Genomic DNA, 24187 nt, shown 5'->3' with positions numbered 1-24187 from the left:
TAGAACGCCCGTTGATCGCGGATCAAAGTCTAGGATTCCTTAACTGTCTTCGATTGCTTTTAATTGACGGTTTTCGATTAAAAGCAGTACCGGGGTTTGGGAGGTACTATGGCGGCAGGAATGCTGGGCGATCTGGTTGGCAAGGTCCTCGACAAGATCTCGAGCACCAGTTTGCTGGCGACCGGGCTTTTGCTGTTGACTGCTTTTGTCAGCGCGCTCGTTGCCTATTGGCGCACCGCCGAGGAGAAGAGCTGGAAGGAGTTCTTCGAGTTCGTCGTCCCGCATGAGGTCATCACCCATCCCTCGGCGAGGGCCGACCTGCTGTTCTGGGTCACGAAGAAGGCCCTGATGCCCTTCCTGATGCTGCCCGCCGGCATAGTCTTCGTCTCGGCGGTGGGCTACGCGACCAACTGGCTGTTTTCGACGCTGTTCCAGTTCCAGCCGCCTCTGGTCGAAGGGCCGGCGGGTCCGGTGACGGTGCTGATCTTCACCCTCACCATGCTGCTCGCCTACGATATTTCCTACTATCTCTATCACGTCGCCCAGCATCGCTATCCGCTGCTTTGGGAATTGCACAAGGTGCATCACTCGGCCGAGGTGATGGTGGGGATCACCAAGGACCGGGTTCACCCGCTCGACGAACTGATGAATCGCGCCTGGGATGGCGTCGTCGTCGGTGTCTGCTTCGGCATCTGGTCGCTGATTTCGCTGAACCTTGTCGAACTGACCGTCTTTGGCGTCAACGTCTATGTCATGCGCAACATCCTGATGATGGATTTCGTCAGGCACACGCATTTCAAGATCTCGTTCGGCCCGCTCAACAATGTGATCCTGTGTCCTCACTGGCACCAGCTGCATCACAGCACCGATCCGCGCCACTATGACAAGAATTTCGGGCTGCTCTTCTCGTTCTGGGACCGGCTCTTCGGAACATTGTGCGTGCCGAGGCCCGACGAGGACTTCAAGTTCGGACTGGTCGACCGCGACGTGCGTGACTACCAGTCGCTCGCCGGCCTCTACGTCATGCCGCTGAGGCGGATGTGGGGACACATTGCCAGGCGCATCCGGCGTGCAAAGCCAAGGACCACGCGATCATCGGAAGAAGGGACACGGCCATGAACGCTCCCTTCGTGCTCGCCATCCCGCGGACACGCACCTTCGAAGTCGTGACATCGGCGGCGCGCCTGGCCGAGATCGCACCGGCCTGGGCCGCGCTCTGGCAGCGAGCCGGCGGACTTGTCTTCCAGCACCCGGACTGGATCGGGGCCTGGTGGCGCACCACCCCGCATCAGGAGCGGCGCACGCTCAGGATCGGGCTTGCCTGGAACGGCGACCGGCTCGACGGCGTCATCGCGCTTGCGACTTTCAAGCGCTCCGGCATCCGCATACTCGAATGGGCGGCGAAGGATCACAGTGACTATGGCGACGCGCTGGTTGCGCCCGACAGCGATCCGCAGGTGATCGCCCGCCTCTGGCAGCACGTTTTTGATCAGGGCGGCTTCGACCTCATCTATCTCAACCGTCTGCTGCCGGATGCCGGTGTTCACGCCCTGCTCGACCCGGCCTCGCACCATGGCACGGCGCTTCGGCCCAACCACCGCACTGAAATCAGCTACCGTGTCGCGGGCCCCTGGCAGAGTGGGGCGGAATGGTTCGAGACGCTGTCCAAGAAGGCCCGGCAGAACTACCGTCGTGGCCGCAAGTTCATGGAGGAAGGCGGTGCATTGCGTTTCCGCCTGCTGGATGCGGACGAACCACGCGAGCCGGTGCTCGCGCGGGTCGCGGTGCTGAAGCGCCTTTGGCTCGCCCGGCATGGCCGTGTTTCGGACCTGTTCGACAAGGGCTCGCCGGTTCTCGCCGCGCTTATCTCGGTGCTGGCCGAACTTGGGCTGTTGCGCATCTTCGTGCTGGAACTTGACGACACGATCGTGGCCGTCTCGATCAATTTCGAACAGCACGGCACGATGATGGCTTTCGTCACCACCTATGATCCTGAATATGAGCGCGCCTCGCCGGGTATGGTGCTGATGATGGACTATATCCAGTGGTCGCTCGACCGCAGCCTTGCCAAAGTCGATTTTCTCTGCGGCGGCGAGGATTTCAAGCGGCGCTTCGCCACGCAATCGGTCACGCTGTCGTCGATGATCGGCGCGCGCGGCCTGCGCGGCCATCTCGCCGCGCTGGCCGATCATGTGAACCATGTTTCGAAATCCTGGCGGACACGGCGGCAGCCGAAGGCTGAAACGTCAGACGAGTGAGGACGCCTCGTTCGGTGCGAGCGGAATTGCCGATTACGTTCCTGGGCTTTGACGCTTAGAGCGCGCGAACGGCTTCCAGCACTTCCTCGGCATGGCCTTTGACCCGGACCTTGCGCCAGATCCTTGCGATCCGCCCGTCACGACCGATCAGGAACGTCGCCCGTTCAACGCCCATATATTTGCGGCCATACATCGATTTCTCGACCCACAGATGGTAGGCCTCGATCACCTTGCGCTCCTCGTCGGCGGCAAGGTCGACGGTGAGATTGTACTTAGATTTGAACTTGTCGTGCTTCTTGACGTTGTCGGGTGACAGGCCGATCACGACGGCGCCGGCCTTCTCGAACTCGGGTTTCAGCCGCGAAAAGCTGATTGCCTCTTGCGTACAACTCGTCGTGTCGTCCTGCGGATAGAAATAGAGGACGACGGGTTTGCCGGACGAGGACGAAAGGCTTAGAGAGCCGCCACCATCGCGGGGCAGGTCGAATTGCGGCGCAAGATCGCCCACGTCGAGGTCAGCCATATCGATGCCCTTGTTTGAGGTTACGCGCGAAGCCACACCGATATAGTGTCGACCGGGGATTCGTCCACGAGCGAATTTGTACAACGGAAGATTGCGTGGATCAGGAGCAACCGCAGCACGAGAAGATCAGGTTCAGGCGTGACGAGATCACCGACCTGGGAGCCCTGCCGTCCGCGTGCCGCGTTCCGCCGCTCGGTCAGGCGTCGATTGGCCGCGGATTCCGCATCCTGTCGCGCGTGTTCGCCGGCATCGTCGCGTTCATGCTTTTGGCCGCCGTCGTTGTCTATCTGATCGGGGCATCCGGGGTCGGCTCGGAGCGGCTTCGGGCCGAGGCGGAGACCGCCATCGAGAAGCTCGCTGGTGTCGATGTTGATGTGGCGGTCGGGCCGGCGCGCATCACGCTCGACAGTTCGAGCTTCGTCGCGCTTCAAGTCAGCGACGTCAGCCTGAAGACATCGGACGGCAAACCGATGGCGGACGCCGGCCGCGTCCGCTTCGGCATGCGCCTTATCCCGCTTCTTTGGGGAGAGGTGCGGCTGACCAGCGCCAGGATCTCGGATGCCCGCATCATGGTGGCGGCGATGCCGTCCGGAGGCGACTGGACAGCGCAATTGCGCAATGAGGACGGCCTCGTCGATCCGGAGAAACTGTCCGAGGCGGTGTTCGGCAACATCCATCGCGCGCTCGACGCCGTGCGGGAAGATTCCATGCGCCGGATCGATCTCAGCAATGTCGAATTCGTGCTGCCCGACGCGGGGGCGATCAAGCTGGTCAAGATCGCCGACGCCACTGTCGTTCAGTCGGGGCCGGGCGCCATGGAGTTTTCCTCGGAGGCCGATGTTGACGGCAGGACGGTAAAGGTTGCCGCCGCCGCCACCCGCGATGTCGCCGCGCATCGCGTGACCGCGCTGAATGCGAATGTCGATCTGGCGGCTGCCGACGACACTGCCGCCGGCGCCGGGAAGCTCGGCGCGATCGCGTTGAAGCTGACAGGAGTGGAAGGATCCGGCACCAATGAATCGCGGCTGACGGCCTCCCTGTCGTCCGCCGGGTCGGTGCTCGATCTTGGCACGCGCGGCTTGCTGCCCGCCGATGTCGATGTCGATGCGACGCTTGTCCATGGCAGCAACAAGATCCAGGTCGACAGGCTGCTGCTGAAGACCGGCCGGTCCTCCTTCAATTTCGGCGGCTCGATCGGGCCAAAGCCGGCGACAGGGGCGGCGGGCGAGGAGCCCTCCTACCGCTACGACCTGACCAGCGACGGTTCGACCCTGGCGCCGTCGGAATCGCCCGAGCCCGCTCTCGCCTTCCTCGCTCGCATCGCCGGCGTCTATCAGACCAAGAGCCATAAATTGGTGGCTGAGCAGATCGCGGTTCGGTCCGCCGCCGCCGGCGAGGTGCTCGGCACCGCGGCCGTGGCTTTCGTTGACGGCAAGGCCCCCGGGATCAATCTGGCGCTCAACGTCCATGACATGCCGGTCTCGCACGTCAAGCAGCTATGGCCGTGGTTTTCGGCGCGCAATGCGCGGCTCTGGGTGCTCGACAATCTGTTCGGCGGTCGCGTCGTCGATGCCAACCTCCAGTTCCATGTCGTGCCGGATCGCCTCGGCAATGGCGTGCCGCTTTCGGCCGACGAGGTGTTCGGCCGCTTCCAGATCGAAGGCTCGCGTTTTGACACGGCCGGCCGCATTCCGCCGATACGCGACGCGGTCGGCTTCGTTTCCTTCCACGGCAATGACGTCGACATCTCGCTCGCCTCGGGCACCGTCTTCATGCCCAGCGGCCGCACCGTGGCGGCCAGCAACGGCACCCTGGCGGTCAAGGCGGCGAACCGCCCGCCGGTCATCGGCGCCCTCGACATCGATGTGGAGGGCGAGGCGCCGGCTGTCGCCGAACTTGCCTCCTACGAGCCGATCAACGCCATGCGCCATGTCGGCTTCCTGCCGGAGGACCTGTCCGGCAGCGTCACCGGCCATGTCCGGGCCGACATTCCGCTGCAGTCAGGCGTCGATACCTCGAAGCTCGACTGGCTGGTATCGCTCGACTACACCGGCCTGTCGCTGGCCAAGCCGCTCGAGGGACAGACCTTGACGGATGCCGACGGCTCGATCACCGTCGACCCCGAAAAGGCGGTGATCTCCGCCAAGGCATCGCTCAACGGCATTCCTGCCGAACTCGACCTTATCGAGCCGTTGGCCGACGATGGGCCGTCGCGCAGCCGCAAGGTGGCCCTGGTGCTCGACGACAAGGTCCGTGCCGCGGCCATGCCCGGCCTGACGCCGCTGCTTGGCGGAACGGTGAAGGTCGCGATCGACAAGAGCGGCACCGGCAACCAGAACGTCTCGGCCGACCTGACCAATGCCAGGCTGGACATTCCCTGGGCCGGCTGGAGCAAGGGGGCGGGGGTTCCCGCCAGCGTCACCTTCGTCATGACCAAGGCCGGCGAGACCACGACACTGTCCGATTTCAACCTCGACGGCAAAACATTCTCCATCGACGGCAGCATCGTGCTGGTCAACGGCGCCCTGTCGTCGGCGAAATTCAGCAAGGTCACCTTGAACCGGGGTGACAATGTCGCGATTGCGGTGAAACGATCGGGCAAGGGCTATGCCGTCGACATCAATGGCAACGCGCTCGACGCCCGTTCGCTCATCAAGCAGTTCACGTCCGATGTGGATACCGCGACCAAGACGACCGGAACAGACAACATTTCCGTCAGCGCAGATGTCGAGCAGCTCACCGGCTTCCATGACGAGCAACTGTCCAATTTGAAGCTCGATTACAGCGCGGCGGGCTCGAGGGTGAACGGCCTGAAGGTCAGCGCCACGGCAAGTTCGGGCGCGGCCATCACCATCAGCAACACAACCGGCGATGGCCGGCGCTCGCTGAACGTGAAGTCAGCGGACGCCGGCGCGATATTGAGGTTCCTGAACGTCTACGAGCATATGGAAGGCGGCTCGATCATGCTGGCGCTGACCGGAGCCGGCGACGGGCCGATGAAGGGCAAGGTCGACACCAGCAATTTCTTCATCGTCAACGAACCAAAGCTCGCCTCCATTGTCTCGACCACGCCGGCCGGCGACAACCGCAGCCTCAACCAGGCGGTCAAGGGCAATCTCGATACGTCGCGGGTCAAGTTCGAGCGCGGCTACGCCGAGATCGAGAAAGGCGGCGGCTATCTGAAGCTGGCCAATGGCGTGCTGCGCGGCCCGCGCATCGGCACGACGTTCCAGGGCATCCTCTATGACCAGAACAACAATATGGACATGACCGGCACCTTCATGCCGGTCTATGGCCTCAACCGCATCTTCGGCGAACTGCCCATTGTCGGCGCGCTGCTTGGCAACGGCCGCGACCGTGGCCTGATCGGCGTCACCTACCGGCTGAGGGGCAATGCCAACAAGCCGGTGCTCGACGTCAACCCGCTCTCGGTGATCGCCCCGGGCATCTTCAGGTCGATCTTCGAATATCGGTAAACGGCCTCAGGCCGGCCGCACCAGGACGTGTTTTTTCTTGCCCAGTGAAAGCTTTACGACGTTTTCCGGACTCAGATCCTGAAGCGTGACCATGCGGCGGTCGTCACTGACCGACTGGTCGTTGATGCGAACCGCGCCGCCCTGTATGTGCCGCCGTGCCTCGCCATTGGACGACGCAAGTCCGGCCGTGACCAGCAGCGACAGGATGCCGACGCCGGCTTCGAGCGCTGCCTTGTCGGCCCCGACGGTCGGCAAGGTTTCGGCGAGCGCGCCTTCCTCGAAGGTTTTTCGCGCCGTTTCCTCTGCCTGGTTCGCCGCTTCGCGGCCATGGACGATCGCCGTCGTCTCCGTCGCCAGGATCTTCTTGGCCTCGTTGATCTCGGAACCGCCGAGCGCGGCCAGGCGTGCGATCTCGTCGAGAGGCAGGCGCGTGAATATCTTCAGGAAGCGCTCGACATCGGCGTCCTCGGTGTTGCGCCAGTACTGCCAGAAATCATAGGGCGAGAAGAGGTCGCCGTTGAGCCAGACCGCACCCTTCGCCGACTTGCCCATCTTGGCGCCCGACGATGTCGTGAGCAGCGGCGTGGTCAGCGCGTAAAGCTGCGGCGTGCCCATGCGGTGGCCGAGATCGACGCCGTTGATGATGTTGCCCCACTGGTCCGAGCCGCCCATCTGCAGGCGGCAGTTCTGGCGCCGGGCGAGTTCGACGAAATCATAGCCCTGCAGGATCATGTAGTTGAATTCGAGGAACGACAGCGACTGCTCGCGGTCGAGCCTGAGCTTGACGCTGTCGAAGGTCAGCATGCGGTTGACGGAGAAATGCCGGCCGACGTCGCGCAGGAACTCGACATAGTTGAGCTTCATCAGCCAGTCGGCATTGTTGACCATGATGGCGTCGTTCGGACCGTTGCCGAACCGCAGGATCCGGCCGAAGATGCGCTTTATGCCTTCGATGTTGGTGGCGATCGCCTCGGGCGTCAAAAGGCTGCGCTGGTCGTCGCGGAAGGATGGGTCGCCGATCATCGACGTTCCGCCGCCCATCAGCGCGATCGGCCGGTGTCCGGTTTCCTGCAGCCAGTACAGCATGGTCGCCGAGATCAGATTGCCGATATGCAGGCTGGTGGCGGTGGCGTCGTAGCCGACATAGGCGGTGACCGTTTCCTTGGCGAAAAGCTCGTCGAGGCCGGTCTCATCCGAAATCTGGTGGATGAAGCCGCGCTCGCTCATCGTGCGCAGGAAATCGGATTTGAAGGCAGGCATGTTTTGTTTCCCGAAAGCGTCCAGCCGGTCTGATGCGGCCCACATGAAGGCGCGCGTTTAGCATCCAAGCGCGATCAGCAAAAGTGGAATCCGGTTTTGCGGCAGATCGCGCTTCAATCAGGGACTCGCGATCAGCAAAAGTGGAATCCGGTTTTGCGGCAGATCGCGCTTCAATCAGGGACCCGCGATCAGCAAAAGTGGAATCGGGTTTTGCGTCGGATTGGCTATGCGCAAAGGATCCCAAGATGTCCGAGATGATCACCCGATCTTGAAACGCCGCGCTGCGCCGTCCGGCACGAATGCTTGCTTCATCGTTTCGGCTGGCGTAATGAGGCGCCGCGCCAAAGGTTCTTGCAGCCCACGACCTCGAGCGGCACCGCACGGCATCCACCAATGCCATATCCGACGACAGAGCCCCGACGCGACATGCCGGACGCATTGATATCCATCGTCATTCCTTGCAGGAACGAGGCGGCAAACCTGCCGCTCCTGATCGACGAGATCGAGGCGGCGATGGCCGGGCGCGACTTCGAACTGATCATCGTCAATGATGGCTCGACCGACGATACCGCTGCCGTGCTTGCCGAGCAGACGGCACTTCGCCCGTTCCCGGTGCGGGAGTTGCGGCACCAGAAATCGGCAGGCCAGAGCCTTTCGGTGCGCTCGGGCGCCTGGGCGGCGCGCGGCGGCATCGTCGCCACGATCGACGGCGACGGCCAGAACGATCCGCAATATATTCCCGTGCTGGTCGACGCCTTGCGGCAGGCCGGTCCCGATTTCGGCGCCGCCCAGGGGCAGCGCCTCAAGCGCCGCGACAGCAAGGTCAAGCAGCTGGCGTCGCGCTTCGCCAACTGGCTGAGAAACGCCATCCTGCATGACGAGACGCGCGATACCGGCTGCGGCCTGAAGGCTGTGCACACCGATATCCTGCGCAAACTGCCGTTCTTCGACGGCACCCACCGCTTCGTTCCGGCTTTGGTCATCCAGGAAGGCTACCGGGTCGTGCATTGCGATGTCGTCGACCGCTCGCGCCGTCACGGCAAGTCGAATTATGGCATTTTCGATCGCGGCCTGCAGGGCGCGCTCGATCTCGGCGGTGTCTGGTGGCTGCGCCGCCGGCGCCGCAGAATGCCAAAAGTAGAGGAAATCAAGCGTGTTTAACGTGCTTCAGGAACTGGGGACCTGGCTTCACCAGGTCTTCATCAAGCAATTCGATGCGTGGATCCTGCTCGGCTTCGTTGCGCAGTTCTTCTTCACCATGCGCTTCGTCGTGCAGTGGCTCGCCTCGGAAAAGGCCAAGCGCAGCGTCGTGCCGGTGGCCTTCTGGTTCTTCTCGCTGTTTGGCGGCGGCCTGCTTTTGATCTACGCCATCCAGCGCCAGGATCCGGTGTTCATCGCCGGCCAGGCCATGGGTATGTTCATCTACATCAGAAATCTCTGGCTGATCGCCAATGAGCGCAAGGCGGCGATGACCAAGGTCGATTGAGCGGCCCGTCGTATAATCTTTTGCATGTCGTCTTCCCAAAACCGCGGCACACTTTTGGGCGACATGCTGGTGAAAATGGTCACAGAGGCTAAAGCATGGCGTTGAACAGGAACTACATTCTTCTCTTCCTGTTCAGCCTGGTGATGACGCTTTCGGGGCTGGCGTCGCTGCCGCCGATCGACCGCGACGAGTCACGCTTTGTCCAGGCGACCAAGCAGATGGCCGAGAGCGGCGACTATGTCGACATCCGCTTCCAGGAGGCCTCGCGCTACCAGAAGCCAGTCGGCATCTACTGGCTGCAATCGGCGGCCGTGACGCTAAGCGGCAAGGGCGCCGAAGCGCCGATCTGGGTCTATCGCACGATCTCGGCGCTCGGCATTGCCATTGCGGTGCTGGCGATCACCTGGACGGGGACCAATCTTTTCGGCGCCAATGCCGGCATCGCCGCCGGCCTTGTGATGGCCGCGATCTTCGCCACGGCCTTCGAGGGCCGCGACGCCAAGACCGATGCGATGCTGCTGGCCTGCTGCGTGGCGGCGCAAGGCGCACTGGCGCAGATCTATCTGGCATCGCGCCGCAACGAACCGATCGCCGGCAATCTCTGGTGGATTTTCTGGATCGCGCAAGGCGCGGCGATCCTGATCAAGGGGCCGATTGCACCGCTTTTATCGGCGCTGACCGTCGCGGTGCTGTTCGCCTTCGAACGCGACGGGCGCTGGCTGTCGAAGCTCCGGGTTGGGCGCGGCCTGTTGCTTGTTTTGGTCATCGCGCTGCCCTGGCTCGCCGCGATCACCTGGAAAAGCCACGGCGCTTTCCTGCAGCAGGCGGTCGGCAAGGACATGCTCGGCAAGGTCGCGTCTGGCGAGGAATCGCATGGCCTGCCGCCCGGCTTCTACATGCTGACCTATTCGCTGTTCATGTGGCCGTTCGGGCTGATCGCGGTCGGCGCCGGTCTCCAGGCCCTCAACCGTCTGCGCGACGATGTCAGGCTGCGCTTCTGCCTCGCCTGGTACATCCCGTTCTGGCTGGTGTTCGAGCTGATCCCGACCAAGCTGCCGCACTATGTTCTGCCGGCCTATCCCGGCATGGCGCTGCTGATCGGCTGGCTGCTGACATTGCAGCCGGAGGATGCCAATGCGCCGCTCAAACGCTGGCAGCAATGGCTGTGGTGGTCGACCGCATTTGGTCTCGTCGTGGTCAGCCTCGGCCTGGCGGCGATCTGCATCGGCGCGCCGATCTATCTCACCCACACTTTCTCCTGGTGGAGCATTCCGGCCGCCGCCGCCGCATTGGGCACGGGCTATTTCGCTTTTTCGCGCCAGTTGCAGGTACCGTTGCCCCGTATCGGCGCCACCGCCGCCTGCGCCGGCATCACCTATGCCTTGCTGTTCGGCGTCATCGCCCCATCGTTGAAGCCGATCTGGCTGAGCCCGGCGATCAAGCAGGCGGTGCTTGCCAACAAGCCTTGCGACACCACGGTGCTGGCCTCGGCGCGGTATCAGGAGCCGAGCCTGGTGTTCCTGGTCGGCACCAAGACGGTGCTGACCAATGTCGACGGCGTGGCGCAGCATCTGCTTGCCGATCCTGCCTGCGCCTTAGGGCTGGCGCCGATCGAGGACGAGCAGAAACTGAACGGCATGCTGTCGGTGCAGGGCAAATCGGCGAACCGCGTCGCCGAGATCGACGGCCTCAACTATTCGTCGGGAGACAAATTGTCGCTTGGCCTCTATCGTGTGGCCCCATGACGGCTCGTCGATGCCCATGACGGCAACAATGGGGTCGAATTCCCAATGCTCGTAAAATCGCGCCCTTCAGTTTCCGGTCGGCTCCTTGGGGTAGGGCGCCGATCCCTGAGCAATTTTGGCGACACCACGCGGATCGTGAGAGGGCGCTTTGCCACCCGTCCCGTGCGTTACCCCAATATCGCATGGCCGCTCTGGAGCCTGGTCTGGCTGTTGCTGACGGCGGCGGCATTTGTTCGCCTCGATACGCCGGCAGGGATGGTCCATGGCCAATGGTCGGGAGCCAGGGTGGCCGAATTCCTGACCCAGTTCGCACTCGGCGGCTGGTACCTGATCCCGGCGGCGCTCTTGCTCGTCGCGGCCAATCTGACCGATTGGCGAAGCCTTTCGCGGCGATCGCTGATGCTTGTCTACAACTGGACTTGCCTGGCGTTTCTGGTGCTGAGCGCTGTCGGCCTGTCCGGCCTGCTGGTCAATATCCTGAAATATGCGATCGGCCGGGCGCGCCCGCTCTACTTCCAGGATTTTGGCGTGCTCGCCCTGCATCCCTTCGCCTTTGACGCGCGCTTCGCCGGTTTTCCATCCGGCCATGCCACGACGATGGGGGCGGTGTTCGGCGTTCTCCTGCTCTTGTTTCCGCGGCGCTGGTATATCGCCCTGGTGATCACCGCCTGTCTCGCCTCGACCAGGGTTTTCGTCGGCGCGCACTATCCGAGCGATACGGTGGCCGGCTTCGGCCTTGGCTGCGCCTTCGCGCTGGCCTGTGGGCTGGTGTTCGCCCGGCTCGGCTTCATCTTCCGTCCGACGCCGTCAGGATTGCCGGTCCGCAAGGCGTCCTTCCGGCTGATTGCTCCGGAAAGATAGGTCGTTGCCAGATTAATTGCTGTCCAGGCCGCCGTAGGATCTTACCAGGCGCGCCATGTCGGATGCGTTGGCGACTTCGCTTTCCAGCCCCTGCGCCACGCCGGCGCGATCGGCGACCGGTCGGTTCTGGCTGACCTTCCACTTGCCGTGGATCTCGCTGATCTCGATCTCCAGCCCGATGATGCCCTTGATCTGCGACTGGATGAAGGGTGGCGGCGCATCGGTCACCGCCCAGGGCGCCTCACGCGCACCTTCCTGGGAGGTGGTCAGATCGGCGATCTGCTGTGCCAGCCAGTCCTGGTCGTCGATGACTTTGGCCGTGCCGCGCACCTGCACGATGGCGTAGTTCCAGGTCGGCACCACCTTGCCGGTCTCGCGCTTGGTCTCGTACCAGGACGGCGTCACATAGGCATCGGCGCCCTGGAAGACGATCAGCACGGGCAATGCCGGATTGTCGGCGATGAGGCGCCAGTGCGGATTGGCCTTGGCCAGGTGAGCCCGCAGTCTGCCATTTGGCGACGCTTCGGCGTCGATCAGGAAGGGAATGGCGTTGGCGACCGGGCCGTCAGGCCCGTTCGAAATCAGCATGCCGAGCGGATGCGCCCTGATCAGGCCATGCAGCACGTCGGGCCGCGTTTCCTGGAAATGGGGAGGCTCGTACATCGGCGCTGGCGCCTTCCCTGTCTATCTCAGCCGCTTCGGCCTTGGATCGGACAACTCGCCCGCCAGCCGGCGATCGAGATAGTCGGCGCATTCCTCGATCAAAAGATCGGCGTGGTTGGCGAAAAAGTGGTTGGCGCCGGGCAAGGTCTTCTGCGTGATGGTGATGCCCTTCTGCGTGTGCAGCTTGTCGACCAGGCCCTGCACATCCTTCGGCGGCGCCACCTTGTCGGCGTCGCCATGGATGATCAGGCCAGATGAGGGGCAGGGCGCCAGGAACGAGAAGTCATAGGTGTTGGGCTGCGGCGCGATCGAGATGAAGCCCTCGATCTCCGGCCGGCGCATCAAGAGCTGCATGCCGATCCAAGAGCCGAAGGAATAGCCGGCGACCCAGCAGCTCTTGGAATCCGGGTGCAGCGACTGGACCCAGTCGAGTGCGGCGGCGGCATCCGACAATTCGCCGGTACCGTGGTCGAATTCGCCCTGGCTGCGGCCGATGCCTCGGAAATTGAAGCGCAGCGTGGTGAAATCGCGCTTCTGGAACATATAGAAGAGGTCGTAGACGATCTTGTTGTTCATCGTGCCGCCGAACTGCGGATGCGGATGCAAGACGATGGCGATCGGCGCGCTCTTTTCCTTGGAGGGCTGGTAGCGTCCCTCCAGGCGGCCGGCCGGACCGGTGAAAATGACCTCAGGCATGAAATACTCCACTTGGGTAATACGAATGCGCGGCGCCCGGAACGAGTCTTCCTCTGGCCTTGACGCAGGGCGAGCGTCTTCTTAGAAGCTAGTTTAGAACTATTCAAAACTGAGTGGCCTGACGTCGAGCCCGGCCACCCGCGCCGCAAGCCGCGTAAATAGGACGGCTCGCCTTGGAATTTCAAGGAAATAACGCCATACGACGACCGAATGGCTTCTGACGGGATCAACTGGACGAAAATGGCCGCAAAACGCGCCTATATCGACTATAATGCCAGTGCGCCGCTGCTCCCAGCGGCCCGCGAGGCCATGGTCGCGACGCTCGACGTGAGCGCCAACCCGTCATCGGTCCATGCCGAGGGGCGCGCCGCGCGGCGCCTGATCGAGACGGCAAGGCGCGAGGTCGCGGCTCTGGTCAACGCCAGGCCCGAACATGTCGTTTTCACCTCCGGCGCGACCGAAGCTGCCTCGACGCTTCTTTCTCCGGATTGGCAGATGGGACGCGGCAGCGTGCGCATGAGCCGGCTCTACGTTTCCGAGGCCGATCATCCCTGCCTGTTGAATGGCGGGCGCTTCCCGGCGGCGCAGGTGACGCGCATCGGCGTCGATGCCGACGGCATTGCCGACCTTGACGCTTTGTCCGCGGCGCTTGCCGGTCACGACAAGGCCGATGGCCTGGCGCTGGTCGCCATCCATGCCGCCAACAACGAGACCGGTGTCATCCAGCCGATCGATCGCATCGCCGAAATCGTCAAGGCAGCTGGCGGCATTCTTGTCGTCGACGCGGTTCAGGCCGCCGGGCGCGTTTCCATCGACATGTCAGCGGGTTACGCCGATTACTTGATTCTGTCTTCGCACAAGCTCGGCGGTCCCAAGGGCGTCGGCGCCATCGTCGCCGCAGCCGATCTGATGATGCCGAAGCCCCTGATCAATGGCGGCGGCCAGGAGAAGGGCCATCGCGGCGGCACGGAAAACCTCGCGGCTATCGCGGGTTTTGGCGCTGCCGCCCGCGAAGCGCTGGCCGGACTGCCGGCGATCGATGCGGTGCGCAAGCGCCGCGACGAGATCGAAGCGATCGTGAAAATGCTGGTCCCGGACGCGGAAATCTTTGGAACCGGCGCGCCAAGGCTTGCCAACACGACATTCTTCGCTATTGCGGGCGTCAAGGCCGAAACCGCGCAGATCGCCTTCGATCTTGCCGGTGTGGCGCTGTCGGCCGGCTCTGCCTGTTCGTCGGGCAAGGTCGGACCGAGCCACGTGCTGAAAGCCATGGGCTATGGCGACAGTCTTGGCGCCTTGCGCGTGTCGATCGGCCCGGCGACGGGCGCCGAGGACATTGAATTGTTCCGCACGGCGCTGGCGGGAATTGCCCAGCGTCGGGCGGGCAGGGAACAGGCCGCCTGACGCGGTCAAAGGAATTCAGGCTTCGCAGCCTGGTAGAGCCGTGCGTTTGCAAGTGGCCGGGTGAATTTCCGGTCGAGACGCACTATATGGAACTTACGCCGCTTCCGGCGCCTCCAGGGGCAGCCATTCGCGGTGCCATAGTTTGAAAACTGTCGGGCCTTGACCCCGGCGTGGATGGAGAACGCATATGCCTGCTGTGCAGGACACGATCGATCGGGTCCGAAAGATCGACGTCGACCAATACAAATATGGATTCCAGACCGAGATCGCTGTCGACAAGGCCCCCAAGGGCCTGAGCGAAGACATCATCCGGTTCATTTCGGCCAAGAAGGACGAGCCGTCCTGGATGCTGGAATGGCGCCTGGAGGCCTATCGGCGCTGGCTGACTCTGGAAGAGCCGACCTGGGCGCGCGTCCATTATCCGAAGATCGATTTCCAGGACATCTACTACTACGCGGCGCCCAAGAGCACGCCCGGGCCGTCCTCGCTCAGCGATGTCGATCCTGAGCTGCTGAAGGTCTACGAGAAGCTCGGCATTCCGCTGCGCGAGCAGGAGATCCTCGCCGGCGTGCAGAAGACGGATGCGTCCGATCTCGAGGAGCCCAGCGACAACGTCTACAAATCGGGCCGTGTCGCCGTCGACGCGGTGTTCGATTCCGTCTCCGTCGTCACTACCTTCAAGAAGGAACTGGCGCAGGCCGGCGTCATCTTCTGCTCGATCTCGGAGGCCATCCGCGAGCATCCGGAGCTGGTGCAGAAATATCTCGGCTCGGTCGTTCCGACGTCAGACAATTTCTACGCCACGCTGAATTCGGCTGTGTTCACCGACGGTTCCTTCGTCTTCGTGCCCAAGGGCGTGCGCTGCCCGATGGAGCTGTCGACCTATTTCCGCATGAACGAGAAGAACACCGGCCAGTTCGAGCGCACGCTGATCATCGCCGAGGAGGGGGCTTACGTCTCTTATCTCGAGGGCTGCACGGCGCCGCAGCGCGACGAAAACCAGCTGCATGCCGCGGTCGTCGAACTGGTGGCGCTCGACGATGCCGAGATCAAATATTCGACGGTGCAGAACTGGTATCCCGGCGACGCCGAGGGCAAGGGCGGGATCTACAATTTCGTCACCAAGCGCGGCGACTGCCGTGGCGACCGTTCGAAGATCTCGTGGACGCAGGTCGAGACCGGTTCGGCGATCACCTGGAAGTATCCGAGCTGCATCCTGCGCGGCGACGATTCCCAGGGCGAGTTCTATTCGATCGCCGTGTCGAACGGCTATCAGCAGGTCGATAGCGGCACGAAGATGATCCATCTCGGCAAGAACACGTCGAGCCGCATCATCTCCAAGGGCATCGCCGCGGGCTTCTCGCAGAACACCTATCGCGGCCAGGTCTCGGCGCACCGCAAGGCGACCAACGCCCGCAACTTCACCAACTGCGACAGTCTGCTGATCGGCGACCAGTGCGGCGCGCACACCGTGCCTTACATGGAAGCCAAGAACTCGACCGCGCAGTTCGAGCACGAAGCGACGACGTCGAAGATTTCCGAGGACCAGAAGTTCTACGTCATGCAGCGCGGCATTCCTGAAGAGGAAGCCATCGCGTTGATCGTCAACGGCTTCGTCAAGGACGTCATCCAGCAACTGCCGATGGAGTTTGCCGTCGAGGCGCAGAAGCTGATCGGTATCAGCCTCGAGGGAAGCGTGGGGTGACAAAGGCGCGCAAACACGAACCCGCAGAAAAACATGTCTACCTGCGGGATCGAGTGGATAACTGGGAAGCGGGCCTGGGCCTAGCTTTCTGGCTGTGCGCGATAGGAATAGCGCTGCTGGCCGCGGCCTACTCGCCGGCTGGCTTTTGGCAGGGGCTTTTGGAAGCCTTGAAGCAGTTGTTGAATCGAGTTTAGCCAGGCAGACGGCTACTGACAGGACGAATGGAAATGCTTGAAATTAGAAACCTCCATGCCCGCATCGTCGATGACGGCACCGAAATCATCCGCGGCCTGAACCTGACGGTGAAAGCCGGCGAGGTCGCCGCGATCATGGGCCCGAACGGCTCGGGCAAGTCGACGCTGTCCTATATCCTCGCCGGCCGCGAGGACTATGAGGTCACCGAAGGCGACATCCTCTACAACGGACAGTCGATCCTCGAAATGGATCCGGCCGAGCGCGCCACGTCGGGCATTTTCCTCGCCTTCCAGTATCCGATGGAGATACCGGGCGTGGCGACCATGGAATTCCTGAAAGTGGCGATGAACGAACAGCGCAAGGCGCGTGGCGAGGAGCCGCTGAAGATCCCGGAATTCCTGAAGCGGGTGAAGGAAGCCGCCGCCTCGCTCAGCATGGACATGGCGATGCTGAAGCGGCCGCTCAATGTCGGCTTCTCCGGCGGCGAGAAGAAACGGGCCGAGATCTTGCAGATGAAGCTCCTGGAGCCGAAGCTCTGCGTGCTCGACGAGACCGATTCCGGCCTCGACATCGATGCGCTGAAGATCGTCTCCGACGGCGTCAACGCGCTGCGCGCGCCGGACCGGGCCTTCCTGGTCATCACCCACTACCAGCGTCTGCTCGAACACATCGTGCCCGACAGCGTGCACGTGCTCTACAAGGGCCAGGTCATCAAATCAGGGGACAAGTCGCTGGCGCTCGACCTCGAAGCCAATGGCTATGCCGGCGTGATCGGCGAAGCCGCGTGAGATGCCAGAAGGCAAGGTCAAACTGATGAATATGCACACACAACCGCAGCGGACACCGGCCGAAACGGCGTTGATCGACGCGTTTGGCGATCGGCTGTCGCTGCTGCCGGGCGACGGCGCGGTGATGCTGAAGCGCGACGACGCGATCGAGGCGATCAAGCACGGCCTGCCGACGCGCCGCGTCGAATCCTGGCACTACACGGATCTGCGCCGGCTGTTGAACGCGGTGCCGGATTTTGACCCGGCCGCCATGGCCAAGGCCGTCGCGCCGATCGTCGAAGGCTCCGCCGTTCTGCCGGTCCTGAACGGCAAGTCCGACGCCAGGACGCCGGTGCTTGAAGGCGTTACCGTCCAGCGCATGTCGGAAAAACTGATTGATGGCAGCATCGCGCCGGGGCTCGATCCCTATGGCAGCGACGATGCGATCGGCGCGCTGAACACAGCCTTCGTCGCCGACGGCTATTTTGTCGACATCGCCGACGGCACGGAATTGGAAAAGCCGGTCGAGCTGCAGAATTTGCAGGCCGGCGGCCAGACCCATGTGCGCCTGGCCGTTCGCGTCGGCGCCGCCGCCAAGGCGGTTATCGTCGAGCGTCAGGCGGGTGATGGCGCCGCGCTGGTCAGTTCCGTCAGCCAGCTGGTGCTCGGCGAGGGCGCCGAGGTGACGTGGCTGATCGTCCAGGAGCAGCCGGAGACGGCGACGCATCTGGCGCAGTTCAAGGCCCATATCGGCAAGAACGCGAAACTGACGCTGTTCGTCATGAACGCCGGCGGCAAGCTCGTGCGCCAGGAGGTCATGGTCAAGACGACGGGTGAAGGCGCCGATTTCAAGCTGCGCGGCATCAACCTTCTGGCCGGCGATACACATAGCGACGTGACGATGGTGCTCGACCACGCCGTGCCGCACACGACCTCGACCGAGATCATCCGCAACGTGGTGACGGGCAAGGCGCGCGGCGTTTTCCAGGGCCGCATCAACGTCCACCAATATGCGCAGAAGACCAACGCCAAGATGGCCTGCAACACGCTGCTGTTGTCGGACGATGGCGAGTTCTCGACCAAGCCGGAGCTCGAAATCTTCGCCGACGACGTCGTCTGCGGCCATGGCGCGACGGTGACCGAGATCGACCACGACCACCTGTTCTACCTGATGGCGCGCGGTGTCGACGAGAAGTCGGCCCGCGGCCTGCTGGTCAAGGCCTTCGTCGCCGAGGTGATCGAGGAACTGGACGACGAGACGATCGTCGAGGCGCTGGAAGCGAGACTCGACGACTGGTTTGTGACGCATGGGTGAGGAGCGGTCGGCGTAGTCGACAAAAAGCCAACGATTTGGCTTTTTGAGCGACGAACGCCCGGAGCCATAGCGAAGGGCCGGCTGACGCTGGAGCCCGGGTATCGAAAGACAGACGATGGACCAGAAAGTCGAAGCCACCCCCTACGACGTCGAGGCGATCCGCCGCGACTTCCCGATCCTGTCGCGCGAAGTCTATGGCAAGCCGTTGGTCTATCTCGACAATGGCGCCTCGGCGCAGAAGCCGCAGGTGGTGCTGGATACGATCCAGCATGCCTATTCCCAGGAATACGCCAACGTCCATCGCGGCCTGCATTTCCTGTCCAACGCCGCGACCGACGCCTATGAAAAGGCGCGCGAGACGGTGCGCCGTTTCCTCAATGCGCCGAGCACCGACACCATCGTCTTCACCTCGAACACCACCTCGGCGATCAACACGGTCGCCTATGGCTACGGCATGCCAAACATCGGCGAGGGCGATGAGATCGTGCTGTCGATCATGGAGCATCACTCCAACATCGTGCCCTGGCACTTCATCCGCGAGCGGCAGGGCGCCAAGCTGGTCTGGGTGCCGGTCGACGATCTCGGCGCCTTCCACATCGAGGAATTCGAGAAGCGGCTGACCGACCGCACCAAGCTTGTCGCCATCACGCAGATGTCGAACGCGTTGGGCACGGTGACGCCGATCAAGGAAATCGTGCGCATCGCGCATGCGCGTGGAATTCCGGTGCTGGTCGACGGCAGCCAGAGCGCCGTGCATATGCCGATCGACGTCCAGGATCTCGACTGCGATTTCTTCGTCTTCACCGGCCACAAGGTCTACGGGCCTTCAGGCATCGGAGTGCTCTACGGCAAGAAGGACATTCTTGCGGGCATGCGCCCCTTCATGGGCGGTGGCGAGATGATCGAGGAGGTGACGGAGGACATCGTCACCTACAATGAGCCGCCGCACCGCTTCGAGGCCGGCACGCCGCCGATCGTCCAGGCGATCGGGCTGGGTGCGGCGCTGGAATACATGGAAAAGATCGGCCGCGAGCGCATCGCGGCGCATGAGGAAGACCTCAAGACCTACGCGCATGAGCGGCTGCGCGCCATCAACTCGCTGCGCATCTTCGGCGATGCGCCTGGCAAGGGCGCGATCATCTCCTTCGAACTGCAAGGCATTCATGCCCATGACGTGTCGATGGTGATAGACAGGCAGGGCGTGGCCGTACGGGCCGGCACCCATTGTGCCCAGCCGCTGTTGAAACGCTTTGGCGTAACCTCCACATGCAGGGCATCGTTCGGCATGTATAATACCAGGGCCGAAGTCGACGCTTTGGCCGAGGCGCTTGAAAAAGCGCGCAAGTTTTTTGGGTGACGACCATGGATGATGCGAGCATCGCTGCCGAGACCACTCCGGAAACCGGCACGAACGCCGTCGTTTCCGCCTCAGCCATTCCCGCCGACGAACTGGCGCGGCTGACCGACGACATCGTTTCGGCGCTGAAGACGGTCTACGACCCGGAAATCCCGGCCGACATCTACGAGCTCGGCCTCGTCTACAAGATCGACATCGAGGACGACCGTTCGGTCAAGATCGACATGACGCTGACCGCGCCGGGCTGCCCGGTGGCCGGCGAAATGCCCGGCTGGGTCGAAAACGCCGTCGGCGCCGTCGAAGGCGTGTCCGGCGTCGAGGTCAACATGACCTTCGATCCGCCCTGGTCGCCCGACCGCATGTCGGAAGAGGCGCAGGTGGCGGTTGGCTGGTATTGAGGGGTGCTGCTGGTGGAGGAGTGGGAAATAGACGTTCCCGAGTTCTTGCCGCCCGCAACTATGAAACTTATGCAGCGCTGGGGTGGTGTTCGGTTTCTGGATGCCTGCAGCGCGCCAAACGAGTTTCATTCGATCCTGCAAGAGTTGCCAGCCGATGTCGTCGATGTCCTTTGTGCGGACCTGCTACTCGGCGATGTCCTAAATGGAAGCTTCCACCAATATTTCCACAACTCCTTTGGAATTACGGTGGATCGGGCCATATCCGCGATGCAGGCACTTGGCCTGCCAGATCATGCCGAGGCTGCTAGACGTGCATTGATGGTTTTTGGCGCAGACTTTCCTCAAGATCGCCTTGCCAGAATGGACAAGATGGATGAATTGCCGGAGACGGCATTCGACGAGGCGACTGATCGATTTTATGCAGCTGAAGACAGCCATCCGATAGGAATGCACGAGGTACTGCAACGGCAAGCCAGCCAATTGCTGTTGAAGGCACACTGAACGGACCGGGGTTGCGCCGGCCAACATTCTTCACCATTTTAGGTGAAGACTCATTCCACAGGCCTTGAACCTGTGTGAACGCGGAGAACAAGAATGGGACGCTTTGCCGTCATCACGATGACCGAAAAGGCCGCCGACCGGGTGCGCGAGATCGTGGCTACCCGCGACAATGCGCATGGCATCCGCCTCGGCATCAAGAAAGGCGGCTGCGCCGGCATGGAATACACGGTCGACCTGGTGACCGAGCCCAATACCAAGGACGACCACATCGAGCGCGACGGCGCCCACGTTTATGTCGCGCCGGAAGCCGCGCTGTTCCTGTTCGGCACCGAGATGGATTTCGAGCAGACCACGCTGCGCACCGGCTTCACCTTCCACAACCCGAACCAGAGCTCGGCCTGCGGCTGCGGCGAATCGGTCGAACTGAAGCCGGCCGACCTCAAGGCGCTGGCTGAAGCACGCGCCTCGGCCTGATACCTCGTCCCTCTCCCCGTAGAACGGGGAGAAGAAAATCTCAGTCCACCCACATCCCAGTCCGCTTGTGCCAGTCCGCGATCGATTCTTCGGGGTAGACGTCGAACGTCTTGTCGCCATTGCCGATCTCAGGCTCGACCCAGTTCGCCTTGTATTTGAGCATCAGATGCACCTTTTCAGGAGCCTTCGGCAGGTCGCTGTCGATCGCCGAGGCGAAGGGGTGCACGAGCTCCGGCCATGTCGGGTCGTAGAGCCAGAGCGCCGACCCGCATTTCTTGCAGAAATTGCGCTCGCCGGTCGAGACCTCGCAATGGGGATGCTCGTCGTCCTCGATCTCGGCCCGATAGACGCCAAGGCTCCTTTTGCCCCTGATGTTCAGCGTCTCGTAGTCGGCGCCGAGATTGATGGCGAAACCACCGCCACCCTGCTGCTTGCGGCAGATCGAGCAGTAGCACAGCATGAACGGCACGGGTGTGTGGCTTTCCACCTCGAAACGGACGGCGTTGCAGCGACAGGACCCCTTGAGTAGAAGCGGCATTGCAAAAAACTCCGGTGGAATGGCCTCAACCTGTCAGCATGGTTTTGGTTGCGCGATGACAATGTCAAATGCCGGTGACATGATCGCGGCATGGACAATGAACGCATCGCCGAACTCTTCGCCGGCCTCGGCCCGGTCAGCATCCGCAGGCTGTTCGGCGGCAAGGGAATCTATTTCGACGGCGTCATCGTCGCCATCGTGCTGCGCGGCGAGTTGCTGCTGAAGGCCGACGAGCAAAGCGCGCCGGATTTCGAAGCCGCGGGCTGCCAGCAATGGACCTATACCGGCAAGCGCCACGGCAAGCTGGTCGCCATGCCCTACTGGAGTATTCCCGACAGCGCCTTTGACGATCCCGACGAGATGACGGTGTGGGCACGCCGCGCCTATGAGGCGGGCCGGCGCGCAGGGAAGTGAACTACAGGGCCTTGGCGATCTCGGCCGCCAGCCGCGCATTGTTTTCGACCAGCGCGATGTTGGTCTTCAGGCTGCGGCCGCCGGTCAGTTCCAGGATTTTTCCCAACAGGAACGGCGTCACCGCCTTGCCGGTCACGTTGAGCGCCTCGGCGGCCTTTTGCGCCGCTTCGATATAGCCCGCCATCTCCTCGGCCGGGATTTCGTGGTCTTCCGGCACCGGGTTGGCGATCAACATGCCGCCACCCAAGCCCAGTGCCTGCCGCGTCCGGAAGAAATGCGCGATCTCTTCAGGCTTATAGAGGGTCAGCGGCGCGCGGAATGGCGACTGCCGCGACCAGAAGGCGGGCATGGTCTCGCAGCCATGGCCAACCACAGGCACGCCGCGCGTCTCCAGCACTTCAAGCGTCTTTTCGATGTCGAGGATCGCCTTGGCGCCGGCCGAGACGACGATAACCGGCGTGCGCGCCAGTTCATCGAGGTCGGCGGAGATGTCAAAGCTCTTCTCGGCCCCCTTGTGCACGCCGCCGATGCCGCCGGTCGCGAACACCTTTATGCCGACCATATGGGCCGCGATCATCGTGGCGGCGACGGTCGTGCCGCCGGTGCGTCCTTGCGCGACGGCGAAGCCGAGATCGGCGCGCGACAGCTTCATGGCGTCACCCGTCATGGCCAGCGATTCGCGCTCGCCGTCGGACAGGCCGATCTTGATGCGACCGCCGACCACGGCGATCGTCGCCGGCACCGCGCCGCCGTCGCTGATGATCTTCTCGACATTGGCTGCCATGGCGCCATTGTCGGGGTAGGGCATGCCATGGGTGATGATGGTGCTTTCCAGCGCCACGACAGGACGCCCGGCGGCCAGGGCTTGCGCCACCGGCGCGTGGATATCGATGAACGGGCGGGCTGTATCTGGGGTCATCTGGATCTCCAACCTGGAGCGCCCACGTCCATGTCGACGCTTGGCTGCACTCCGGACTTATGAATTTGCCGGTCTCATGCCACTTCCCTGGCATCGGGCACAAGAGCCAGTGCTTCCGCGAAGCTCGCCGCGGTGAAATCGGGAATGGCGTTGGCGCTTTCGATGGCCAGCGTCGCCGCCGCAACACCTTCGCGCAGGGCCTGGCGTAGCGGCAGGCCGCGCAGCAAGGCCGCGATCGTCGCGCCCGCCAGCGCATCGCCGGCGCCGGTGACGTCGGCGATTTTTCTCGGAGCAGGGGGCAGGATCGAAAACGCGCCCGTTTCATCGAAACCCAGCACCGGCGCGCCGCCTGCCGTGACCACGCCGTTGGCAAGGCCGCTGCATCGCAGGCCGTCGACGACATCGCGTTCGCCGGCATTGGCGTTGACGCCGGCCAGCACGACGGCCTCGCGCCGGTTCATGAAGACCAGCGCCAGCGCGCCGAGCACCGGTATCAGCCGCACCACCTTGGCCGGCGAAGTAGCGATGGCATAGACCGGCTTGCCGGCGGCAAGCGAAACCAGCCGCTCCAGTGCCGCCGACGGCAGATTTGCGTCGCACAGGATGGCGTCGGCGGCAGCGACCGCCTCGCGGACCTTGGAGCGCCTCATCTGCTTGGGGAACGCCAGATCATAGAGCGCCATGTCGGCGAACCCGACGATCAACTCACCCTCGCTGTCGATCAGCGCCGTATAGCTCGGCGTCGTGCGGTCTAGGAAGACCGCCGACAGGTCGGCGATGCCAGCCTCGGCGATAGCGCGGGAAACGGTATCGCCCGCCGCATCCCCGCCCCGCATCGAAAGCAGCGAAGCGGAGACGCCGCGCCGCACCGTGCTGCGCAGCGCGTTGAACACGCCGCCGCCGACATCCTCGCGCATCGTGCCGGGATTGGACGCGGCCGGCACGTAGGCGCCGGACACCTGGCCACGTCGGTCGATGTGGGCGCCGCCTACGGCCAGTATCTCTACGGATTTCACCATGCCGGCGATATGCCCTTTGTTATTGCAACTGCACAAGCGCTAGACTGCGTTGTGGACCTTCGCCAGCAAGATGGCGATTCGGCGGGTCTATACAATCGAACAGTCTGGCCCAATGCGGGGTGCGGTCCTGTTAGGTCTCTTGGTACGAAAAAAGAACAAATCCGGATATCATTTGTTTTTCAAATATTTGATCCCTCTTGCCAAACGAGAACA

24 protein-coding genes are annotated in these 24187 nt (G+C 62.9%); 17 read left to right on the top strand and 7 right to left on the bottom strand.

All coding sequences use genetic code 11. The features are described 5' to 3' along the window. Nucleotides 1-120: 120 nt before the first annotated feature. Both JG746_RS22330 and JG746_RS22325 read left to right on the top strand, forming a co-directional pair. Nucleotides 121-1119, top strand: coding sequence for a sterol desaturase family protein (locus JG746_RS22330; protein WP_202359433.1), 999 nt, complete (start codon nt 121-123; stop codon nt 1117-1119). Next, nucleotides 1116-2258 (top strand): GNAT family N-acetyltransferase, encoded by a 1143-nt coding sequence (locus JG746_RS22325; protein WP_202354702.1) that lies wholly within the window; start codon nt 1116-1118, stop codon nt 2256-2258. Before JG746_RS22330 ends, JG746_RS22325 begins: the two co-directional genes overlap by 4 nt. A gap of 55 nt (nt 2259-2313) precedes the next feature. Here the strand turns inward: JG746_RS22325 and JG746_RS22320 are convergent, their stop codons facing one another. Continuing rightward, on the bottom strand, nt 2314-2781 hold the full coding sequence (locus JG746_RS22320; RefSeq protein ID WP_202354701.1) for a peroxiredoxin: 468 nt from the start codon (nt 2779-2781) through the stop codon (nt 2314-2316). A 95-nt stretch (nt 2782-2876) separates the two neighbouring features. Between JG746_RS22320 and JG746_RS22315 the strand changes: the two genes are divergently transcribed. After that, on the top strand, nt 2877-6257 hold the full coding sequence (locus JG746_RS22315) for a DUF3971 domain-containing protein (protein WP_202354700.1): 3381 nt from the start codon (nt 2877-2879) through the stop codon (nt 6255-6257). A gap of 6 nt (nt 6258-6263) precedes the next feature. On the opposite strand, the gene tyrS is transcribed toward JG746_RS22315, so the two are convergent. Next, nucleotides 6264-7517, bottom strand: coding sequence for a tyrosine--tRNA ligase (gene tyrS, locus JG746_RS22310; protein WP_202354699.1), 1254 nt, complete (start codon nt 7515-7517; stop codon nt 6264-6266). A gap of 426 nt (nt 7518-7943) precedes the next feature. Between tyrS and JG746_RS22305 the strand changes: the two genes are divergently transcribed. The 4 genes from JG746_RS22305 (at nt 7944) to JG746_RS22290 (ending at nt 11609) form a co-directional block, all read left to right on the top strand. Continuing rightward, a complete protein-coding gene (locus JG746_RS22305) occupies nt 7944-8678 on the top strand; it encodes a glycosyltransferase family 2 protein (RefSeq protein WP_202354698.1) in 735 nt (244 codons plus the stop codon). Further along, on the top strand, nt 8671-9003 hold the full coding sequence (locus tag JG746_RS22300; protein WP_010909058.1) for a lipid-A-disaccharide synthase N-terminal domain-containing protein: 333 nt from the start codon (nt 8671-8673) through the stop codon (nt 9001-9003). The genes JG746_RS22305 and JG746_RS22300 overlap by 8 nt, the downstream gene beginning before the upstream one ends. A 95-nt stretch (nt 9004-9098) precedes the next feature. Further along, entirely contained in the window at nt 9099-10748 is a 1650-nt protein-coding gene (locus JG746_RS22295; protein WP_202354697.1) for an ArnT family glycosyltransferase, read from the top strand. Between the two features lie 135 nt (nt 10749-10883). Then, on the top strand, nt 10884-11609 hold the full coding sequence (locus JG746_RS22290) for a phosphatase PAP2 family protein (RefSeq protein ID WP_244730377.1): 726 nt from the start codon (nt 10884-10886) through the stop codon (nt 11607-11609). Nucleotides 11610-11621: 12 nt separating this feature from the next. Here the strand turns inward: JG746_RS22290 and JG746_RS22285 are convergent, their stop codons facing one another. Next, entirely contained in the window at nt 11622-12272 is a 651-nt protein-coding gene (locus JG746_RS22285) for an FMN-binding negative transcriptional regulator (protein WP_202354695.1), read from the bottom strand. Between the two features lie 21 nt (nt 12273-12293). After that, the gene (locus JG746_RS22280; protein WP_027046762.1) at nt 12294-12968 is read right to left on the bottom strand and encodes an alpha/beta hydrolase; all 675 of its coding nucleotides are present in this window, start codon (nt 12966-12968) and stop codon (nt 12294-12296) included. 240 nt (nt 12969-13208) lie between these two features. On the opposite strand from JG746_RS22280, the gene JG746_RS22275 reads away from it, so the two are divergent. The 9 genes from JG746_RS22275 to sufA all read left to right on the top strand — a co-directional run bounded on the left by JG746_RS22275 (nt 13209) and on the right by sufA (nt 21084). Next, on the top strand, nt 13209-14372 hold the full coding sequence (locus tag JG746_RS22275) for a cysteine desulfurase family protein (protein WP_202359432.1): 1164 nt from the start codon (nt 13209-13211) through the stop codon (nt 14370-14372). Nucleotides 14373-14559: 187 nt separating this feature from the next. After that, the gene (sufB, locus tag JG746_RS22270; protein WP_202354694.1) at nt 14560-16077 is read left to right on the top strand and encodes a Fe-S cluster assembly protein SufB; all 1518 of its coding nucleotides are present in this window, start codon (nt 14560-14562) and stop codon (nt 16075-16077) included. Continuing rightward, nucleotides 16074-16271 carry a hypothetical protein gene (locus JG746_RS22265; protein ID WP_202354693.1) on the top strand — a complete coding sequence of 66 codons (198 nt, stop codon included), beginning with the start codon at nt 16074-16076 and terminating at the stop codon, nt 16269-16271. The genes sufB and JG746_RS22265 overlap by 4 nt, the downstream gene beginning before the upstream one ends. Before the next feature lie 33 nt (nt 16272-16304). Then, complete coding sequence (sufC, locus tag JG746_RS22260; RefSeq protein WP_056562278.1) at nt 16305-17060, top strand: Fe-S cluster assembly ATPase SufC; 756 nt, start codon at nt 16305-16307, stop codon at nt 17058-17060. A gap of 25 nt (nt 17061-17085) precedes the next feature. Then, the gene (gene sufD / locus JG746_RS22255; protein WP_202354692.1) at nt 17086-18354 is read left to right on the top strand and encodes a Fe-S cluster assembly protein SufD; all 1269 of its coding nucleotides are present in this window, start codon (nt 17086-17088) and stop codon (nt 18352-18354) included. 115 nt (nt 18355-18469) lie between these two features. Continuing rightward, nucleotides 18470-19711, top strand: coding sequence for a cysteine desulfurase (locus JG746_RS22250; RefSeq protein ID WP_202354691.1), 1242 nt, complete (start codon nt 18470-18472; stop codon nt 19709-19711). Nucleotides 19712-19716: 5 nt separating this feature from the next. Beyond that, a complete protein-coding gene (locus JG746_RS22245) occupies nt 19717-20109 on the top strand; it encodes an SUF system Fe-S cluster assembly protein (RefSeq protein WP_202354690.1) in 393 nt (130 codons plus the stop codon). A gap of 3 nt (nt 20110-20112) precedes the next feature. Further along, nucleotides 20113-20610, top strand: a complete 498-nt coding sequence (locus tag JG746_RS22240) for a DMP19 family protein (RefSeq protein WP_202354689.1) — start codon at nt 20113-20115, stop codon at nt 20608-20610. Nucleotides 20611-20703: 93 nt separating this feature from the next. Next, nucleotides 20704-21084: a Fe-S cluster assembly scaffold SufA gene (gene sufA / locus JG746_RS22235; RefSeq protein WP_013532156.1), complete on the top strand. Its 381-nt coding sequence runs from the start codon at nt 20704-20706 to the stop codon at nt 21082-21084. A 40-nt stretch (nt 21085-21124) separates the two neighbouring features. Here the strand turns inward: sufA and JG746_RS22230 are convergent, their stop codons facing one another. Continuing rightward, a complete protein-coding gene (locus JG746_RS22230; protein ID WP_202354688.1) occupies nt 21125-21622 on the bottom strand; it encodes a GFA family protein in 498 nt (165 codons plus the stop codon). A 90-nt stretch (nt 21623-21712) separates the two neighbouring features. Here JG746_RS22230 and JG746_RS22225 point away from each other — a divergent pair, with 90 nt between their 5' ends. Then, nucleotides 21713-22036, top strand: a complete 324-nt coding sequence (locus JG746_RS22225) for a TfoX/Sxy family protein (protein ID WP_202354687.1) — start codon at nt 21713-21715, stop codon at nt 22034-22036. A 1-nt stretch (nt 22037) separates the two neighbouring features. Here the strand turns inward: JG746_RS22225 and JG746_RS22220 are convergent, their stop codons facing one another. Both JG746_RS22220 and JG746_RS22215 read right to left on the bottom strand, forming a co-directional pair. Continuing rightward, nucleotides 22038-22955, bottom strand: a complete 918-nt coding sequence (locus JG746_RS22220; protein WP_202354686.1) for a pseudouridine-5'-phosphate glycosidase — start codon at nt 22953-22955, stop codon at nt 22038-22040. Nucleotides 22956-23029: 74 nt separating this feature from the next. After that, nucleotides 23030-23974 (bottom strand): carbohydrate kinase family protein, encoded by a 945-nt coding sequence (locus JG746_RS22215; RefSeq protein WP_202354685.1) that lies wholly within the window; start codon nt 23972-23974, stop codon nt 23030-23032. Nucleotides 23975-24187: the final 213 nt, after the last annotated feature.

Source organism: Mesorhizobium sp. 113-3-3 (genome assembly GCF_016756495.1).
Classification (GTDB): domain Bacteria; phylum Pseudomonadota; class Alphaproteobacteria; order Rhizobiales; family Rhizobiaceae; genus Mesorhizobium.
The sequence above is the reverse complement of the archived record's forward strand: the minus strand, read 5'-3'. Positions and strand labels throughout refer to the sequence as shown.

What these genes read in the sequence shown, in the direction of transcription:
- JG746_RS22330 (WP_202359433.1), top strand. Translation starts at nt 121, where the DNA reads ATGCTGGGCGATCTGGTTGGCAAGGTCCTCGACAAGATCTCGAGCACC.
- tyrS (WP_202354699.1), bottom strand. Translation starts at nt 7,517, where the DNA reads ATGCCTGCCTTCAAATCCGATTTCCTGCGCACGATGAGCGAGCGCGGC.
- JG746_RS22305 (WP_202354698.1), top strand. Translation starts at nt 7,944, where the DNA reads ATGCCGGACGCATTGATATCCATCGTCATTCCTTGCAGGAACGAGGCG.
- JG746_RS22320 (WP_202354701.1), bottom strand. Translation starts at nt 2,781, where the DNA reads ATGGCTGACCTCGACGTGGGCGATCTTGCGCCGCAATTCGACCTGCCC.
- JG746_RS22295 (WP_202354697.1), top strand. Translation starts at nt 9,099, where the DNA reads ATGGCGTTGAACAGGAACTACATTCTTCTCTTCCTGTTCAGCCTGGTG.
- JG746_RS22230 (WP_202354688.1), bottom strand. Translation starts at nt 21,622, where the DNA reads ATGCCGCTTCTACTCAAGGGGTCCTGTCGCTGCAACGCCGTCCGTTTC.
- sufA (WP_013532156.1), top strand. Translation starts at nt 20,704, where the DNA reads ATGGGACGCTTTGCCGTCATCACGATGACCGAAAAGGCCGCCGACCGG.
- JG746_RS22280 (WP_027046762.1), bottom strand. Translation starts at nt 12,968, where the DNA reads ATGCCTGAGGTCATTTTCACCGGTCCGGCCGGCCGCCTGGAGGGACGC.
- JG746_RS22215 (WP_202354685.1), bottom strand. Translation starts at nt 23,974, where the DNA reads ATGGTGAAATCCGTAGAGATACTGGCCGTAGGCGGCGCCCACATCGAC.
- JG746_RS22225 (WP_202354687.1), top strand. Translation starts at nt 21,713, where the DNA reads ATGGACAATGAACGCATCGCCGAACTCTTCGCCGGCCTCGGCCCGGTC.
- JG746_RS22285 (WP_202354695.1), bottom strand. Translation starts at nt 12,272, where the DNA reads ATGTACGAGCCTCCCCATTTCCAGGAAACGCGGCCCGACGTGCTGCAT.
- sufC (WP_056562278.1), top strand. Translation starts at nt 16,305, where the DNA reads ATGCTTGAAATTAGAAACCTCCATGCCCGCATCGTCGATGACGGCACC.
- sufB (WP_202354694.1), top strand. Translation starts at nt 14,560, where the DNA reads ATGCCTGCTGTGCAGGACACGATCGATCGGGTCCGAAAGATCGACGTC.
- sufD (WP_202354692.1), top strand. Translation starts at nt 17,086, where the DNA reads ATGAATATGCACACACAACCGCAGCGGACACCGGCCGAAACGGCGTTG.
- JG746_RS22250 (WP_202354691.1), top strand. Translation starts at nt 18,470, where the DNA reads ATGGACCAGAAAGTCGAAGCCACCCCCTACGACGTCGAGGCGATCCGC.
- JG746_RS22325 (WP_202354702.1), top strand. Translation starts at nt 1,116, where the DNA reads ATGAACGCTCCCTTCGTGCTCGCCATCCCGCGGACACGCACCTTCGAA.
- JG746_RS22245 (WP_202354690.1), top strand. Translation starts at nt 19,717, where the DNA reads ATGGATGATGCGAGCATCGCTGCCGAGACCACTCCGGAAACCGGCACG.
- JG746_RS22220 (WP_202354686.1), bottom strand. Translation starts at nt 22,955, where the DNA reads ATGACCCCAGATACAGCCCGCCCGTTCATCGATATCCACGCGCCGGTG.
- JG746_RS22275 (WP_202359432.1), top strand. Translation starts at nt 13,209, where the DNA reads ATGGCCGCAAAACGCGCCTATATCGACTATAATGCCAGTGCGCCGCTG.